13 protein-coding genes are annotated in these 16630 nt (G+C 70.1%); 5 read left to right on the top strand and 8 right to left on the bottom strand.

From position 1 onward, the window contains the following. Positions 1-117: 117 nt before the first annotated feature. From FNH04_RS04695 to FNH04_RS04675, 5 genes are read right to left on the bottom strand one after another with little or no spacing between them, the layout of a single operon-like run. Complete coding sequence (locus tag FNH04_RS04695; protein ID WP_152780601.1) at positions 118-774, bottom strand: CoA transferase subunit B; 657 nt, start codon at positions 772-774, stop codon at positions 118-120. Continuing rightward, entirely contained in the window at positions 771-1526 is a 756-nt protein-coding gene (locus tag FNH04_RS04690) for a CoA transferase subunit A (RefSeq protein ID WP_152780599.1), read from the bottom strand. Before FNH04_RS04690 ends, FNH04_RS04695 begins: the two co-directional genes overlap by 4 nt. Next, positions 1526-2722, bottom strand: coding sequence for a fumarylacetoacetase (gene fahA / locus FNH04_RS04685; protein WP_152780597.1), 1197 nt, complete (start codon positions 2720-2722; stop codon positions 1526-1528). The genes FNH04_RS04690 and fahA overlap by 1 nt, the downstream gene beginning before the upstream one ends. Continuing rightward, complete coding sequence (locus FNH04_RS04680; protein WP_152780595.1) at positions 2719-3618, bottom strand: hypothetical protein; 900 nt, start codon at positions 3616-3618, stop codon at positions 2719-2721. The genes fahA and FNH04_RS04680 overlap by 4 nt, the downstream gene beginning before the upstream one ends. Then, on the bottom strand, positions 3615-4796 hold the full coding sequence (locus FNH04_RS04675) for a homogentisate 1,2-dioxygenase (RefSeq protein ID WP_152780593.1): 1182 nt from the start codon (positions 4794-4796) through the stop codon (positions 3615-3617). The genes FNH04_RS04680 and FNH04_RS04675 overlap by 4 nt, the downstream gene beginning before the upstream one ends. A gap of 272 nt (positions 4797-5068) precedes the next feature. Here FNH04_RS04675 and FNH04_RS04670 point away from each other — a divergent pair, with 272 nt between their 5' ends. After that, a complete protein-coding gene (locus tag FNH04_RS04670; protein ID WP_152780591.1) occupies positions 5069-5740 on the top strand; it encodes an IclR family transcriptional regulator in 672 nt (223 codons plus the stop codon). Positions 5741-6156: 416 nt separating this feature from the next. Here FNH04_RS04670 and FNH04_RS04665 read toward each other — a convergent pair whose 3' ends face one another. Beyond that, positions 6157-6672, bottom strand: coding sequence for an Lrp/AsnC family transcriptional regulator (locus FNH04_RS04665; RefSeq protein WP_152780589.1), 516 nt, complete (start codon positions 6670-6672; stop codon positions 6157-6159). Between the two features lie 166 nt (positions 6673-6838). On the opposite strand from FNH04_RS04665, the gene hppD reads away from it, so the two are divergent. After that, positions 6839-8044, top strand: a complete 1206-nt coding sequence (gene hppD, locus FNH04_RS04660) for a 4-hydroxyphenylpyruvate dioxygenase (RefSeq protein ID WP_152780587.1) — start codon at positions 6839-6841, stop codon at positions 8042-8044. A 138-nt stretch (positions 8045-8182) separates the two neighbouring features. Here hppD and FNH04_RS04655 read toward each other — a convergent pair whose 3' ends face one another. Beyond that, positions 8183-9799: a PucR family transcriptional regulator gene (locus tag FNH04_RS04655; RefSeq protein WP_152780585.1), complete on the bottom strand. Its 1617-nt coding sequence runs from the start codon at positions 9797-9799 to the stop codon at positions 8183-8185. A 153-nt stretch (positions 9800-9952) separates the two neighbouring features. Between FNH04_RS04655 and FNH04_RS04650 the strand changes: the two genes are divergently transcribed. The 3 genes from FNH04_RS04650 (at position 9953) to FNH04_RS04640 (ending at position 15573) form a co-directional block, all read left to right on the top strand. After that, entirely contained in the window at positions 9953-11287 is a 1335-nt protein-coding gene (locus FNH04_RS04650) for an MFS transporter (RefSeq protein WP_194236557.1), read from the top strand. Positions 11288-11502: 215 nt separating this feature from the next. Beyond that, positions 11503-14427: an FAD-binding and (Fe-S)-binding domain-containing protein gene (locus tag FNH04_RS04645; protein ID WP_152780581.1), complete on the top strand. Its 2925-nt coding sequence runs from the start codon at positions 11503-11505 to the stop codon at positions 14425-14427. A 132-nt stretch (positions 14428-14559) separates the two neighbouring features. Next, a complete protein-coding gene (locus FNH04_RS04640; RefSeq protein ID WP_152780578.1) occupies positions 14560-15573 on the top strand; it encodes an EcsC family protein in 1014 nt (337 codons plus the stop codon). An 88-nt stretch (positions 15574-15661) separates the two neighbouring features. On the opposite strand, the gene hpaD is transcribed toward FNH04_RS04640, so the two are convergent. Then, positions 15662-16630 (bottom strand): 3,4-dihydroxyphenylacetate 2,3-dioxygenase (hpaD, locus tag FNH04_RS04635; protein WP_152780576.1); only part of this gene is annotated, 969 nt, incomplete at its 5' end.

Below are 16630 nucleotides of genomic sequence, written 5' to 3'. Positions count from 1 at the left end.
CGCGAAGGCCGTCGTCCGGGAAGGCCGTCGCCCTGGGTGCGGCACTGGCCGTCGCCGGCGCGAGTGTGGCGCCTGCCGGCCGTGCCGGGCCGCGGGACGGTTCTGTCGTGTTCCGGGTCAGCCCGTGACAGGAGCACCCGTTTTCTCACGCAGTTCGTCGAGGGTGACACCGGGGGCCAGTTCGACGAGTCGGCACCCCTCGGCCGTGATGTCGAGCACGGCGAGGTCGGTGATGATCCGCTGCACCACTCCCTGCCCCGTGAGCGGCAGGGTGCACTCCGCGACGATCTTGTGGGAGCCGTCCTTGGCGACGTGCTCCATGAGGACGATCACGCGCTTGGCGCCGTGGACCAGGTCCATCGCACCGCCCATTCCCTTGACCATCTTCGCGGGCACCATCCAGTTGGCCAGGTCGCCCGCGGCGGAGACCTGCATGCCTCCGAGTACGGCGGTGTCGATGTGGCCGCCGCGGATCATGCCGAAACTCTGGGAGGAGTCGAAGAACGACGCCCCGGGGCCGACCGTGACGGTCTCCTTGCCGGCGTTGATCACGTCGGCGTCGACCTCGTCGTCGGTCGGGTACGGGCCCGTTCCGAGGATGCCGTTCTCGCTGTGCAGCGTGACCCGGACCCCCTCCGGAAGGAAGTTCGGGATGAGCGTCGGCAGGCCGATACCGAGGTTGACGTACTCACCGTCACGAAGCTCGCGTGCGGCGCGCGCCGCCATCTGCGACCGGGACCAGCCGGTCCGCTGCTCGCTCGTGGCCTCGCTCATGCCGCACTCTCCCGGACGGTCCGCTTCTCGATGTGCTTGGCCTGGGCGCCCGTGTGGACGATCCGCTGGACGTAGATGCCGGGCAGGTGCACCTGGGCCGGGTCGATCTCACCGGGCTCCACGAGTTCCTCGACCTGCGCGACGCAGATCCGCCCCGCCATCGCGGCGAGCGGGTTGAAGTTCATCGTCGCCTTGTTGAAGACGAGGTTCCCGTCGGTGTCGCCGAGCCGGGCGTGGACGAGCGCGAAGTCGGCCACGATGCCCTCCTCCAGGACGTACCGGCGGCCGCGGAACTCGCGGACCTCCTTGGGCGGGGAGGCGACCAGGATGTTCCCCTCCTGGCCGTATCTCCAGGGCAGACCGCCCTGGGCGACCGGCGTGCCCACGCCCGCGGGGGTGTAGAACGCGGGGATGCCCGAGCCGCCCGCGCGCAGCCGCTCGGCCAGCGTGCCCTGTGGGGTGAGCTCCACCTCCAGTTCACCGGCGAGGTACTGGCGGGCGAACTCCTTGTTCTCCCCGACGTAGGACGCCGTGACCCGGCGGATCCGGCCGAGGTCGAGGAGGATGCCGAGCCCGATCCCGTCCACACCGCAGTTGTTGGAGAAGACCTCCAGGCCATCGGCTCCCTGCTCGGCCAGTGCCTGGATCAGGCGGTCCGGGATCCCGGAGAGCCCGAACCCGCCGACGGCGAGGGAGCTGCCCGGGGTGATGTCGGCGACCGCCTCAGCGACCGAGGCCACCGTCTTGCTCATCACGCCTCCCGACGCTTGCTGCTGGTGATCCGGCCGCGGGCCTCGCCGAAGCCGATCCGGGTTCCGTCGGCGCCCGGGGCCGTGGCGGTGAGGACGACCTCGTCCCCGTCCTCCAGGAACGTGCGCCGTCGGCCATTGACGGTGACGGGTTCCCTGCCGCCCCAGGTCAGTTCGATGAAGGCACCGCGCTGCTCCTTCTCCGGGCCGGAGACGGTGCCGGACGCGAACAGGTCACCGGTGCGCGAAGGAGCGCCGCCCACGGTCTGGTGGGCCAGCATCTGGGCGGGGGACCAGTACATCGCGGAGTACGGCGGCCGGGAGACGACCTGACCGTTCCAGGCGACCGTGAGGTCCACGTCGAGGCCCCATGGCCGCTCCATCCGCAGATACGGCAGCACGGCCGGTTCCTGGGGCGGGACCGGGACCCGGGCGGAGTCCAGGGCGAGCAGCGGCACCACCCACGGCGAGATCGTCGAGGCGAACGACTTGCCCAGGTTGGGGCCGAGCGGTACGTACTCCCAGGCCTGGATGTCGCGTGCGGACCAGTCGTTGAAGAGCACCACGCCGAAGATGTGCCGCTCCGCGTCCTCGGCGCCGATGGAGTCCCCCATGGCGTTGCCGGTCCCGAGGACGAAGCCGAGCTCGGCCTCGATGTCGAGCCGGGTCGAGGGCCCGAAGACCGGTGCCGGGTCCTTGGGGCCCTTGCGCTGCCCGGAGGGCCGGACGATGTCGGTGCCCGAGACGACGACGGAGGCCGCACGGCCGTGGTAGCCGACCGGAAGGTGCTTCCAGTTCGGCATCAGCGGGTCGGGATGGTCGGGCCGGAAGAGCCTGCCCAGATTGGAGGCGTGGTGCTCGGAGGCGTAGAAGTCGACGTAGTCGGCGACCTCGAACGGCAGGTGCAGCGTCACCGTGCCCAGGCCGTGGACCGCCTCCTCGGGGACCCGGCCCCGGAGCCGCTCGGAGATCTCGGCCCGGACCTCGACCCAGCGGGCGTGGCCCTGCGCCATGAAGGCGTTCAGGCTCGGCCGGGCGAAGACGTCGTCGTCCAGCAGCACGGCCAGATCGATGACGTGGTCGCCGTAGCGGGTCGCCATGCGCGGCCGCCGGCCAGGCGCCGAGTAGACGCCGTACGGCAGGTTGGTGAGGCCGAACAGCGAGTCGGCCGGGACGGTCAACCGGGTCGTGCTGGTCATGCGGGCACCTCGGTCAGGTCGGCGACGGTCGCGGCGGGCAGCAGCCCCAGCCCGACCGACTCTGCGGCGGGTTCGGCGACGGAGCAGGTGCCGAAGGAGCGGAACAGGTCACGGACTCGGGGCGACAGAGCGCGCACCCGCTCGGCGACCCGGTCGCCGTCGCGGTCGGCCAGCAGCCGGACCAGCTCCGCCTCCTCGGCGCCATCGAGGGCCGCTCCGGTGGCCACGAGCAGGTTGAGGAACCCGTGCTGCTCGAATCCGGTCTCCGGGTCGGTGTTGCGCAGCGCGTGGTGCAACCCCGCGGTCGCCTTGAACGCCACCCCGGCCCGCGCCGCGGCCAGGACGGCCGCCGCGAGTTCGCGCTCGTCCGGGTAGAGATCGGGACGTACGCCTCCGGTCCGGAACTTGGCCAGGTAAGGCGTCCCGGAGAGCGCGGCGAGCAGTGCGTCGCGCCGGGTGTCGCGCGGCACCTCGACATACGCGGTGACGGTGCTGCCGTCGCCGAGCACCTCGGCCAGGGCGGGTACGACCGCCTCGGCGGCGACCCCGTCCGGGACGGTGACCTCCAGCCCGACCAGCCGGATGGCCGGGACCCGGTGCGCCGCGGCGAGCGCGTCGGAGACATCCGGCAACGGCACGGTCACCGAGAGGTCGAAGGACCCCTCGGCGAGATCGGCGGTCGGCTCGGCGAGCCGGTCGATGTCCTTGGCGGCGAGGACGAACGGACCGACCAGCCCGGCGTGGGCACCGCGGGTGTGCCGCACGTGGGCGGGGACCGCCTCCTCGATCGGCAGGCTGCCGGGCGGGAAGACCGCAGCGTCGTCGAACAGGCCGGCGAGCACCTGCGGGATCTCCGGTGTCAGTGGCTCGCTCACCGGTGTCGGTGGCTCGCTCATCGGCTCGACTCCCAGGAGTAGACGTACATCGCGTCGTCCGTCGCGTGGGCGGCTTCACCGAGCAGGAGGGGACGGAAGGTGTCGACCATGACCGCGAGCTCGTCGAAGAACTCCGCCCCGATCGACCGCTCCATCGCACCCGGCTGGGGGCCGTGGGGATGGCCTCCCGGGTGCAGCGAGATCGAACCCTGTCCGATCCCGGAGCCCTTGCGCGCCTCGTAGTCCCCGCCGCAGTAGAACATCACCTCGTCGGAGTCGACGTTGGAGTGGTAGTACGGCACCGGAACGGACAGCGGGTGGTAGTCCACCTTGCGCGGAACGAAGTTGCAGATCACGAAGTTGTGGCCCTCGAAGACCTGGTGGGCCGGCGGCGGCTGGTGGACCCGGCCCGTGATGGGCTCGAAGTCACGGATGTTGAACACGTACGGGTACAGGCAGCCGTCCCAGCCGACGACGTCGAAGGGGTGGTTCGGCAGGGTGTGGACGGTCCCCGCGACGCCGCCCGGTCCGCGGTGCTTGATGTACACCTCGACGTTCTCGCCCTCGACGGTCCTCGGCCCGTCCGGGAGGCGGAGGTCGCGTTCGCAGTACGGCGCGTGTTCCAGGAGCTGGCCGTGCTGGGACAGGTACCGCCGCGCGGGCCCGATGTGCGAGTTCGCCTCGATCACGTAGATCCGTACGGCCCCGGCGGGCACGATCCGGTACGTGGTCGCCCGCGGGACGATCACATAGTCTCCGCCGGCGACCTCGAGGTCGCCGAAGACCGTCTCCACGCGTGCCCGCCCGTCCTCGATGTAGAGGCACTCGTCGCCGATCGCGTTGCGGTAGTGGGGGCTCACGGTGTCGGCCACGACATAGGCCAGCCGTACGTCCTCGTTGCCCAGCAGCAGGCGGCGGCCGGTGACCGCGTCGATGCCGGACTCACCTTCCTCGAACAGCTTGTGCGTGGAGAGGTGACGGGGCACCAGGGGATGGTTGGGCACCAGGGACTGGTCCCCGAGGTCCCACACCCGGAACTCCCGCACCGCCGACGGTATGTGCCGGTGGTAGAGCAGCGAGGAGTCCGAGGAGAAGCCCTCCTCACCCATCAGCTCCTCGTAGTAGAGGTTCCCGTCCGGGTCCCGGTGCTGGGTGTGACGTTTCGGCGGAACCGCGCCCGCCCGGTGGTAGTACGGCAAGTCCTTCTCCTCATGACTTGGGGTCGCGGTGCCCCGCAGCGTTGCTATGTGCGCTCAGCGCACATTTTTGTGCGGTGGCAGCAACAATGTGAAATTAGGTCCTGATGACAGCCCAGTCAAGGTCGCCCCCGCGCTCGACAGCCGTGCACGCTTCACGAGGCGTCGAGGGAGGCGGGGGAGGGGTGTGGCGTGACGTGCCCTAACGTGGCGCCCAAAGAGAATCTGTCGGTTTCTGTGGGTGCCGTGAGCAGCTGCGGGATCAGGAGGTGTCGATGGCCACCCTGCAAGGTCTGGATCGTGGGCTTCGGGCTCTGCATGCGATCTCCCTGGCGGCCGATGGCCTGACGGTGGCAGACCTGGCAGCGCAGCTTGAGATCGACCGGGCCATCGCGTACCGGATCGTGCAGACCCTGGAGGAGCATGCGCTGGTCTCCCGGCAGGGCAAGCGGGTGCGGCTCGGTGCCGGTGCCGCCACACTGGCGGGGCGGTTCCAGCATCAGCTGGTGCCGGCGGCCCAGCCGGTCCTGCAGGAGCTTGCCGACGCGACCGGTGCCTCCGCCTTTCTGACGGTGGCACACGGTGCGCGGGAGTGCGTTCCCGTAGCGGGAGCGGAGCCGACCGTCCATCACGACCCCGTCCAGGTGGGTTACCGCATCGGCGTGCGGCACGCACTGGAGAAGGGGGCGAACGGCATCGCCATCCTCGCGTTGCAGCCGCCCTGGCCGGATGAGCCCGAGGAGATCGTGCGGGCGCGGGAGCTGGGCCACAGCATCACCTCGGGACAGCTCCAGCAGGGTGCCACCGGGGTCGCGGCGGGGTTCGAAGTCCCGGGCACGGTGGGTGCCTCGGTCGGCGTGGTGGCCATGCACGAGTTCGACGACGAGCACGTTGCCGCTCAGGTGAAGGCGGCGGCCTCGCGACTGGCGTCGCTCAGCAGGGTCTGACCGTTCCGGGCGTCACCGTCCGGGCATTCCCGGACCCCGGGGCAGGGCCCTCGGGCGACGGCGGACTCGGGGCTTGGTAACGGCGTGTGCGACGACGGCTCGGGGCTTGGTAACGGCGTGTGCGACGCGGCCCTACGACGCGACGCGCGCCCGGCGGCGGAAGTCGGCGCGATGCCCTTGCCGCGCCTGACGGTCCCGAGCGGTCGCCGGACGGCGAGTGGGTGTACCTCACCACCGAGGTGTTCACGCCCGCCCCCGGACACCCGCAGATCGCGCGTCGAAGGCGGCGGATGCGCACCTGGAAGCATCCTCGCCGGCAGTGCGGTCGGCTGGTTACCGCACATCTCGCCGAACGGGCGTGCCTCCGCCGCGGTGCCGTCGGCCCGGCACCACCGCACCTCGCTGCTCTGCGGGTGTCACTGGGAGTCGCGGTAAGCAGGAGACCGCCCGGGCGCACGGTGCCGACGAGAGTGCAGCAGCGGCAGGACTCTGGGCGCCACGACCACCGACAGCACGATCACGCTCGTCGAACGTGCCACCGTGGGGGAGCGGTTCAGCGCGAGCAGGGTTTCCTGCAGGTCCTCGTGGGACGAGGCCGCCAGCTTGCACAGCACGTCGGAGGCTCCCGTCGTCGCGTACGCCTCCAGCACGGTGGGCAGGGCGGCAAGCTCGGCAGCCACGTCATCGAGCGCGCCTTGGGCGATCTCCAGGGTCACGAACGCCTGGACCGGAAATCCCGCCGCGACCACGTCCAACTCGGGACCGAACCCTACGAGGACCCCGCTGCGTTCCATCCGGTCCAGTCGTGCCTGGACGGTTCCGCGGGCCACCCCCAGCGTCCGCGACAGCTCGAGAACGCCGGCTCGCGGGTTGTCCCGCAGCGAGCGGAGCAAGTCGATGTCCAACGAGTCCAGCGGCTGCCCCTCAGCCATGACGATCACCCTCTCCCAGCTAGGCAGATTGCCCATCTACAGCGCCCATGAGGTGGGCAGACTGGGCAGCTTGAACAGCTTAGAAGGCAGCTCTTGTGCAGGTAAGGGGGCCCGGTGTGTCCTGACCGCCACGCGCTGGAGACAGGCACGCCCAGGAGGACGACGCATGACCATGGAACAGACCCTCACGAGTCAGGAACGGCTGGCGGAGCTCGACCTGAAGCAGCTCAGGCAGCTGGTCGGGCTCGTGGAGTACGACGCACAGGGCGACCCCTTCCCGGTGACCGGGTGGGACGCGGTGGTCTGGTCGGTGGGCAATGCGACGCAGGCGGCGTTGTACTTCCAGGTGGTCTTCGGGATGGAGCTGGTCGCCTACTCCGGGCCGGAGACCGGGAACCGCGACCACCACGCGTTCGTGCTCCGCTCCGGAGCGATCCGGTTCGTGATCAAGGGCGGCGTCGATCCGAACAGCCCGCTGCTCGACCACCACCGGCGCCACGGCGACGGCGTGATCGACATCGCTCTCGAGGTGCCCGATGTCGACAAGTGCGTCGCCCACGCCCGCGAGCAGGGCGCGACCGTGCTGGAGGAACCGCACGACGCCACCGACGAACACGGCACCGTCCGGACAGCGGCCATCGCCACCTACGGAGAGACCCGCCACACCCTGGTGGACCGCTCCCGCTACACCGGCCCCTACCTGCCGGGATATGTGGCCCGGAGCTCGGGATACGTGAAGCCCGGGAACGAGCCCAAGCGCCTCTTCCAGGCGCTCGACCACGTCGTGGGCAACGTGGAACTAGGGCACATGGACGAGTGGGTCGACTTCTACAACCGCGTCATGGGCTTCACCAACATGGCCGAGTTCATCGGCGACGACATCGCCACCGAGTACTCGGCGCTGATGAGCAAGGTCGTCGCCAGCGGGAACCACCGGGTGAAGTTCCCGCTCAACGAGCCGGCGATCGCGAAGAAGCGTTCGCAGATCGACGAGTACCTCGACTTCTACCGTGGCCCCGGCGCCCAGCACCTCGCCCTCGCCACCAACGACATCATCAGGACCGTCGACGTGCTGCGGGCCAAGGGCGTCGAGTTCCTCGCCACGCCGGAGAGCTACTACACCGACCCGGAACTGCGCGCCCGCATCGGCCATGTCCGCGTACCCATCGAGGAACTGGCCTCGCGCGGCATCCTCGTCGACCGCGACGAGGACGGTTACCTGCTGCAGATCTTCACCAAGCCGATCGGTGACCGGCCCACGCTGTTCTTCGAGTTCATCGAACGCCATGGCTCCCTGGGCTTCGGCAAGGGGAACTTCCAGGCACTGTTCGAGGCGATCGAGCGCGAGCAGGCCAAGCGCGGCAACTTCTAGCGGTCACTTCTAGCGGTCGCGATCCCCGAAGCGCCACAGACCACCGCCGAACCCGGCGGTGGTCTGTACTGCGTCCTCGCCAGTGGCGACAGCCGCTCCACCGCGACCCCGTCGGCCGCGGAGGACAGCCGCTCGCTGTCAGTGCTGGAGCCGAAGCCGGAGCCACAGCAGCAGTGCCTCGTCCGGGTCCTGCAGGTCGATGCCGAAGAGTTCACTCGCTCGCCTGATGCGGTAGCGCAGCGTGTTGGGGTGCACATACATCTCGGCCGCCGCTCGGGCGCTGTCACCCAGACACCGCAAGTAGGCGTAAACGGTGCGCGTGTACTCCGTGCCGTTCAGTCCGTCGTGTTCTCGCATCGCCTCCAGCCCGGCGAGCTTCACCTCGTCGAAAGCGTCGAGATCCGCGCGAAGCCGCAGGAAGAACGACTCCGCGCGCACCTCCTGGAAGTCCGCGACGGCGTGGTCCTGCCCACGGTGGGCCAGCACGCCGAGTGCGGCGTCGGCCTCCTGACGTGAGCGTTGCACCATGGACAGGGCGGGCGCGTGGCCGCCGATTCCGGCACGCAGCCGTACCCCCAGCATGACCCGGATGCGCTCCAGGACACTTCCTGCCAGTTCTCCCCCCACGGCGCCGGCCGTGGACGGGTCGGCCGGCAGCAGTGTGTAGACCACCCCGTCGAGCTGCACGGTACTCGCCCTGAAGTGCTGGACCTGTGCATAGCCGGTGATCAGCTCGATGATGTGTGCCATCTCGGGTTCGCTGACATCGCTCTCCATCTCGGCGTGCTCGAAGGCGACGACAACGAATCCGGGGCCCTGAGAACCGAGCGGGCCGGTGTGGGGCAGGTCCTGGCCCAGGAGGGCGCCGCGCAGTGCTTGTTCACGAGCCCTGCGGGCCATGTCACGAGAGTTGCGGTGACGCAGCAGACGCAGTGCCGCGAGGTCTGCGGCGTCCTGCAGAGTCCGCTCCCCCTCCGCCCCCAGACCGCCGTCGGCGTCGATGACCCAGAGGGAGCCCAGCACGGCGCGGCCGGCCAGGATGCCGACGGCGACGCGTGGCAGGGCTCCGTGCCCGGTGAACCGCACGGGTCGGGGCCTCTGCCGCAATCGGGGGTCGGCGTGCAGGGCCCGGAAGGCCTGGGGGACTTCCCGGCCGAGAATCCCCTGGCGCCTCGCTTCGTCGGTGGGCTGACCGGAGATCGTGGAGTACGCGATGATCCGGTAGCGATCGTCCATGATCGCCACCGCGCCGCGCAACTGGGCGGCGGTCGCGTTGGCGAGGTCGAACAGGTCGTCCCATTCCCCGTCGTCGCCGCCCGTCGAGCCCTGTCCGGAACGGGTGGAGAGAACTGCCGACAGGAGGCTGTCCAGATGGCGCCAGTTCATCTCGTCGTCCGCCGCCAGCAGAGCGATGCCCTGCTCCCGCGCGAGAACGCGCAACCCCGCCGGATCCTCCTCGTGGAGCTTGACCACCAGGGCGGTGCACCGAGCCCGGGCTGCCATGCGCACGGCTGCCTCCGCGTCCGGCGAGGCAGGGCGGATGCCGATTCCGAACAGCATCGTGTTCGGGGCCGTGCTGACAGCGTGGGGAGGATCGAGGATCTCCAGCTCGTCGACGGGGACGTCCAGGCCGAAAGGGGCCTCGAGCGGCCTCAGCACGGTGTCGCCGACCGCGTCCAACAAGGAGGCGAGCGTCGCGGAAGCCGGTGCTTCCACGACCGGCTTCTCCTCCATGCCTGTGTCTGCTCGGGCCATGCTCACTCCTGCGAGGGAGAGTGGTGTTTGTGCTTTTGCCTCACTGGACCCCCCGCTCTTGAGTGAACGCAACATAGCAGCGGTCAAGGGCTGCCTACACACTCATGGCATCGCATCCCGCCTCCCGTCCCCGAGGAGCACATGATGACCGCCGTGAGCAGCGTTGCCCGGCCAACCGTCGACAGAGCGACGAGAAACAAGATCGTCCTCGCGAGCAGCGTCGGCACCACGATCGAGATGTACGACTTCTTCATCTACGGGACAGCCGCGGCCCTGGTGTTCAGCGGCCAGTTCTTCCCCCAGGTGAGTCCCGTCATCGGAACCCTCCTGGCGTTCGCCACCTTCGGCGTCGGCTTCGTCGCCCGCCCTCTGGGGGGCGTGGTGATCGGTCACTACGGCGACCGGATCGGCCGTAAGAAGACCCTGGTCTTCACGCTCATCATGATGGGACTGGCGACCTTCTGCATCGGCCTGCTGCCCACGTACGACTCCGTCGGCCTCGCGGCCCCCGCCCTGCTGGTCACCCTGCGACTGATCCAGGGCTTCTGCGCGGGCGGTGAATGGGGCGGTGCCGTGCTGATCGCCACGGAGAACGCACCCGAGAACCGACGCGGTCTCTACGGCAGCTGGACGATGATGGGCTCACCCGCGGGGCTGGTCCTCGCCACGGGTGCCTTCGCGCTGGTCACCGCTCTTCCCACCGAGCAGTTCGAGTCCTGGGGCTGGCGGCTGCCGTTCCTCGCCAGCGGTGTGCTGCTCGCGCTGGGTCTGTTCCTGCGCGTCAGCCTCACCGAGACCCCCGAGTTCCTCGAGATGTCCAAGTCCCGGACCCGCGAGCGCAGCCCTCTGATGAAGGTGCTGCGGTCCAACCCGCGCTCCGTCCTGCTCGGTGCGGGTGTGAACCTGGGCTTCAACACCTTCATCTACCTGGTCTTCACCTTCTCCCTGGCCTACTCCATCGAGGAACTCGGTCTGGCCAAGAGCGTGATCATGACGGGCACCATCGTCGGAGCGCTGCTGCAGATCGGCGCGATCCCGGCCTTCGCCGTGCTGTCCGACCGAGTCGGCCGTCATGTCGTGCTGCTCGGTGGCGCGGCCTTCACGATCATCTGGACGGCGGTGTTCTTCGCCGTGCTGAACACCGCCCAGCCAGCGATGATCATCATCGCCACCGTGCTCGCCTTCGTCGGCTCGGCCGCCATGATCGGCCCGATGGGCGCGGGCCTGACCGAGTTGTTCGGCACCTCCGTCCGCTACACCGGAGCATCCCTGGGCTACCAGCTGGGCGCGGTGCTGGGCGGCGGGCTGGCACCGTTCATCGCCGCCTCGCTGTTCGCCGGGACCGGAACCACCTGGACCATCGTGGCCTACGGAGCGTCCGCGGGGGCGATCAGCGCCCTGAGCGTCGGGCTGCTGTGGCGCGACACCCGCCGTGCCGCGGCAGGGGACGAGCCCGCCCCCGCCCTCGCCCCTGCCCGGGTGGAATGACCACATCTCGCCCCACCCGCTCCAGGGCGGGGCAGTGACCACATGTGTCCGCCGGGCGTCCTGCGCGCCCGGCCACGGCATGGACGACGCAGCTGCCCGGCGGGCCCCCACGCAGGCCGGGCTCGTGAGGCCGACTCGGCGCTCAGCCGGTGCGCAAGCCCGCGAGCGCCGACCGCCGGCCGGGCGGTCGCCCCGCATATCTCAGGAGAAACGACATGCAGAGACTGGCCCGCCTACGCGCCGCGCTGCCCACCGGTCGAGAGGCCACGGGAGCGGACGACGCCCCCCTCGCCACCCCGCAGTGGCTGCGTGACGGGCTGGCCGCCCTGGTGGGCGCGGAGCAGGTGCTGTCCCGTCCCACCGACCTCGCCCGCTACGCCTCCGACGCGAGCCCCTATCGCTACGTGCCCCGCGTGGTCGTGACGGCGCGCGACGCGGCGGATGTCGCAGCCGTACTGGGCTTCGCCGGCCGCCACGACCTGCCGGTGACGTTCCGGGCCGCGGGGACCAGCCTCAACGGACAGTCCCAGGGGTCGGGCATCCTGGTAGACGTGCGCCGGCACTTCACCGGTGCCGTGGTCGAGGAGGACGGCCGGGTGCTGCGCGCCCGCCCGGGGACCGTGATCGCACGTGCCAACGCGCAACTCGCCCGGCACGGCCGGATGCTCGGCCCGGACCCCGCCAGCAGTGCCTCGGCCACCATCGGCGGTGTGGTCGCCAACAACGCCAGCGGGATGTCGTGCGGGGTGGTGCGCAACGCCTACCACACGGTGCGGTCCCTGCGCGTCGTCCTCGCTTCGGGCACCGTCGTGGACACCGCCGACCCAGCCGCCGACGAACACCTCGCGAGCGCCGAACCGGCCCTGGTCCGCGAGCTCATGGCCATCAAGAAGGAGCTCGAGGCCGACCCGGAGCTGTGTGACCGCATCAGGACCAAGTTCGCCATCAAGAACACCAACGGCTACCGCCTCGACGCCTTCCTGGACGCCGACACTCCCGCCGCGATCCTGCGCGGGCTCATGGTCGGCTCCCAGGGCACCCTCGGCTTCCTCGACGAGATCGTGTTCGACACCGTGCCCTTCGGGCGCCACCACTCCACCGCGCTGCTGCGCCTGCCGGGTCTGCAGGAGGCGGCTGCCCTCGTCCCCGCCCTGGTCGCGGTCGGCGCCCATGCCGTCGAGCTCCTGGACGCTCCGTCCCTGCGCTCCACCGCCGGCGTCTCGGGAGCGCCCGGCTGGCTCGGCGAACTCGCCGAGGACGCGGAGGACGCCGCACTGCTGGCGGAGTTCCGGGCCGCCGATCTCGATGACCTGAGAGCCCAGGAGGAGCGCGCCGAGGAAGTGCTGGCCGCCTCACCCGTCCCCGTGGTGGGGGAGTTCACCCGCGACTCGGCCACCGCCGGCGCGTACTGGCGGGTCCGCAAGGGCCTCCTGGCCGCCGTCGGCGGCAGCCGTCCCCCGGGCACCGTACTGCTGGTGGAGGATGTCTGCGTTCCCCCGGACCGGGTCGCCGACGCCGCCCGCGATCTGTTCCTGCTCCTTGAGTCCCACGGCTTCGCCTCACCCATCGCCGGGCACGCCTCTGCCGGAAACCTGCACTTCCCGCTCATGCTCGACCCCTCCTCGCCCGAGGACGTGAGCCGCTACCGCACCTGTATGCAGGATCTCGCCGACCTGGTGCTGAACGCCTACCAAGGCTCGCTGAAGGGCGAGCACGGCACCGGACGCAACATGGCGCCGTTCGTGACCCAGGAGTGGGGAGGCGTCGCCGTCGGGCTCATGTGGCGGCTCAAGACCGCCCTCGACCCGCATGGCATCCTCAACCCCGGCGTGATCCTGGACGACGACCCGGACGCCAACGTCCGCAACCTCAAGACGCTGCCCCCGGTCGACGCGGCCCTGGACCCGTGCATCGAGTGCGGCTTCTGCGAACCGGCCTGCCCCAGCCATGACCTGACCACCACGCCCCGCCAACGCATCGTGCTCCAGCGGGAGATGGCCCGCCACCGGGCTGACTCCCCACTCGTGCTCTCCCTCACCCAGGACTACGCCTACGACGCCGTGGACACCTGCGCCGGGGATTCGAGCTGCGCCGTGAGCTGCCCCGTCGACATCGACACCGGCGCCGCGATGAAGAAGCTGCGGCACGCCGGGCACAGCCCCTTCGCCGAACGCGCCGCCACCTGGGCCGCACGGCACTTCGCAGGTCTGGAAGGGGCTGCCCGCCTCGCCGTCGGCGTCGCCCGGCGCACCGCGGACGTCGCCGGTGACGCGCCGTTGCGCGCCGTCACCTCCGCGGCTCGCGGCGTGCTGGGCGCCGAGCAGATCCCCGCCTGGCTGCCCGAAGTGCCGCAGGCCGCCCCGAAACGGCTGCCCGCCACCCGACGGGTGAAGGCGTCCGCCGTCTACGTACCCGCCTGTGTCAACCGGATCTTCGGCGTGCCCTCGGGCGAGAGCGGGCCGACGGTGGTCCAGGCCCTCGTCACGCTCGCGGAGCGGGCCGGCAGGCCGGTGTGGATCCCCGACGACGTGGCAGGCACCTGCTGCGGCACCATCTGGCACAGCAAGGGCTACGAGAAGGGGCACGCCACCATGGCTGCGGTGCTCGTGGACCGGCTGTGGCGGTGGAGCGACGAGGGACGGCTGCCGGTCGTCATGGACGCCTCCTCCTGCTCACTCGGTGCCCTGCGCGACGTGGTGCCCCACCTGAGCCCGGCCGACCGGGACCGCCACAGCCGCCTGACCATCCATGACGCCGTCGACTGGGCCCAGCAGGAACTGCTGCCGCACCTCACCGTCACCGACCGCGTCCCCACCGCGGTGGTGCACACCACCTGCTCGATGCACCAGACCGACAACGGCTCGGCCCTGCGGGCCGTGGCGCAGGCAGTCGCCGACACCGTCGTCCAGCCGATCGACGAGTCGTGCTGCGGGTTCGCCGGCGACCGGGGCTTCCTGCACCGGGAACTGACGGAGAGCGCCACCGCGCCCGAGGCGGAAGAGGTCAGGCAACTCGACGCACAGGCCCACCTCAGTGCGAACCGCACCTGCGAAATCGGCCTCCACCATGCCACGGGGGCGGCGTACACCTCGGTCATCCAGCAGTTGGAGCGAGCCACACGGCCGGCTGTGACGCGGTGAAGCCGACTCTGTCGGGCAGCACATGTTCTGTGCAGTCGATTTCGGACACCGACCCCCGCACTGCGGCTTCACCACGTGTCGGCCGGTAGGGCATCGTGGACCCAGCGATCACAGTCGAAACGGAGAACCTCGATGAGCACTTACGCCGGCCCACTCGTCGACGGTGCAACCCCGATGAGCGCGTACGAGGGGCAGGTATGGGACACGCTCAACGAGCACTGGCAGCGCCGCAACAACCGCCGTGGCCTGCCGAACTGGGCGAGCACCACCCTCGGTCGCACCGGTGAGGTCGCGGGAAACGCCGCGAGACGGGTTACGGACGCTGTGCCAGAAGCGGTCAAGGAACCGATCCGTCGCGCAGGCGACGCCGTCGCCGACAAGGCCATGCAACCGGCGCTCGCAGGCGCGGCAGCGTTGCTCGAGCTGGTCAACGACTGGGCCATGGAACTCAACGACCCGAAGAACGTCGAGAAGCTCGCCCGCAAGCGAGGCTTCGACATCGACAGTTTCACCGAACTGCGGCAGCAGGACCTCAAGGTCTGCGACCGGCTGCTGACCCGCAACACCCTCAAGTGGCGGACGACCGGCGCATTCGAAGGCGGCGCCATGGGCTTGCTGGCCATGTTCCCCGTCGCCGGTATCCCCGCCGCGATGACGGCGGACATCCTGGTCGTCCAGGTCCTGAGCACGTCGATAGCAGCGCGCATCGCGTACTCCTACGGCTACGACGCCAAAGACCCGAAGGAGCAGGACTTCATCCAACGCCTGGTACAGCGGTCCTTCATGGCGCAGGCGGCCAAAGCCAAGCCGTTGCATGAGACCGCACGGGCGGCGAACGCGGTCAAGGGACGCATGAACTGGTCACAGAAGCTCCGCCAGGACCACCGCCTCCTCGCTGCCCTTGAGAAGCTGATGCAGCAGCTGGGCCCGGCCGGCTCCAGGGTGCCGGTCAAGAACGTCGCCAAGGTCGTGCCGTTCGTGGGTGTCCTCATCGGCGCCGGCATGAATTCCGCGGTCCTCGGCAGGGTGGCCGCCGACGCCCAGCGGTACTGCCAGACCCGATTCCTGTGCGACAAGTACGGGCTGCCGCTGCCGGCCGCACTGGCGACCGACGGGGACGACGACCCCCAGACCGACGCCACGTAAGCGATGGCCGCTGGGCCCACGATGCAGCCTCTGCGGCGCCGGCCCGGTGGGGCAGCAGGCGGGAGGCGCTGCCCCGTCGGGCCGGCGATCAGCCGAGGCCGTCCGCGCCGACCTGCACGGCCGACTCGTCCAGCAGGGTCTCGGTCACCGGCTGCGGATTCCCGTCGAGGTCGAGGACCTCGGTGGCCTCCTTGTACCAGGACTCGATGACGGCGTTGCCCCAGAAGTCACGGCGGCGGTCGTCGTGGACGTTCCAGCGGTAGGTCTCGTGGTCGGGGTCGCCGGTGTAGTAGTCGGAGGTGTAGATCTCCACGCGGTGGCCGTCGGGGTCGCGCAGGTAGAGGTAGAAGGCGTTGGAGACGCCGTGCCGGCCGGGGCCGCGTTCGATGTGGTGTTCCTTGCGGATCGAGCCGAACAGGTCGGCCGCGCGCAGGACTTGGTGGGACTCGTGGGTCGCGACGCCCAGGTGGTGCAGGCGGGGGCCGACGCCACCCGTGAAGGCGACGTCGTGGACGGTCTGCTTGCGGTACATCCAGGCCGCGTACAGCTCGTGCTCGTCGCCCTCGATGGTCTCGGAGCAGCCGAAGCCGAGGGACTGGTAGTGGGCGTAGGCGGCGGGGATGTCGGGGGTGCAGATGTTGAAGTGGTCCAGGCGGGCGATCTCGGCGCCGTGGCGCAGGTCGTAGCGCTGGATGAGGCGTTCGGCGCGTTCGATGTCGTAGAAGAACTCGACGGGGAAGCCCAGCGGATCGATGACGCGGACGGCGTCGCCGACGCCCGGGGTGCCCTGGCCCTTCGGTACGCGCCTGACCGGGCGGCCGAGTTCGGTGAAGAACTTCTCGGCCTTGTCCACGTCGTCGGGGGTGCGGACCCGGTAGGCGATGTGGTCCAGGGCAGCCTGCTCGCCGCTCCTCAACACCAGGGAGTGGTGGGTGAGTTCGTCGCTGCCGCGCAGGCAGAGGGTGCCGGCGTCCTCGTGCTGGACGTGGAAGCCGAGCATGTCGACCCAGAACCAGCGGGAGGCGGCGAGGTCGGTGACGCCGAGCTGGGCGTAGGC

Source organism: Streptomyces phyllanthi, from assembly GCF_009377205.1.
Classification (GTDB): Bacteria; Actinomycetota; Actinomycetes; order Streptomycetales; family Streptomycetaceae; genus Streptomyces; species Streptomyces phyllanthi.
The sequence above is the reverse complement of the archived record's forward strand: the minus strand, read 5'-3'. Positions and strand labels throughout refer to the sequence as shown.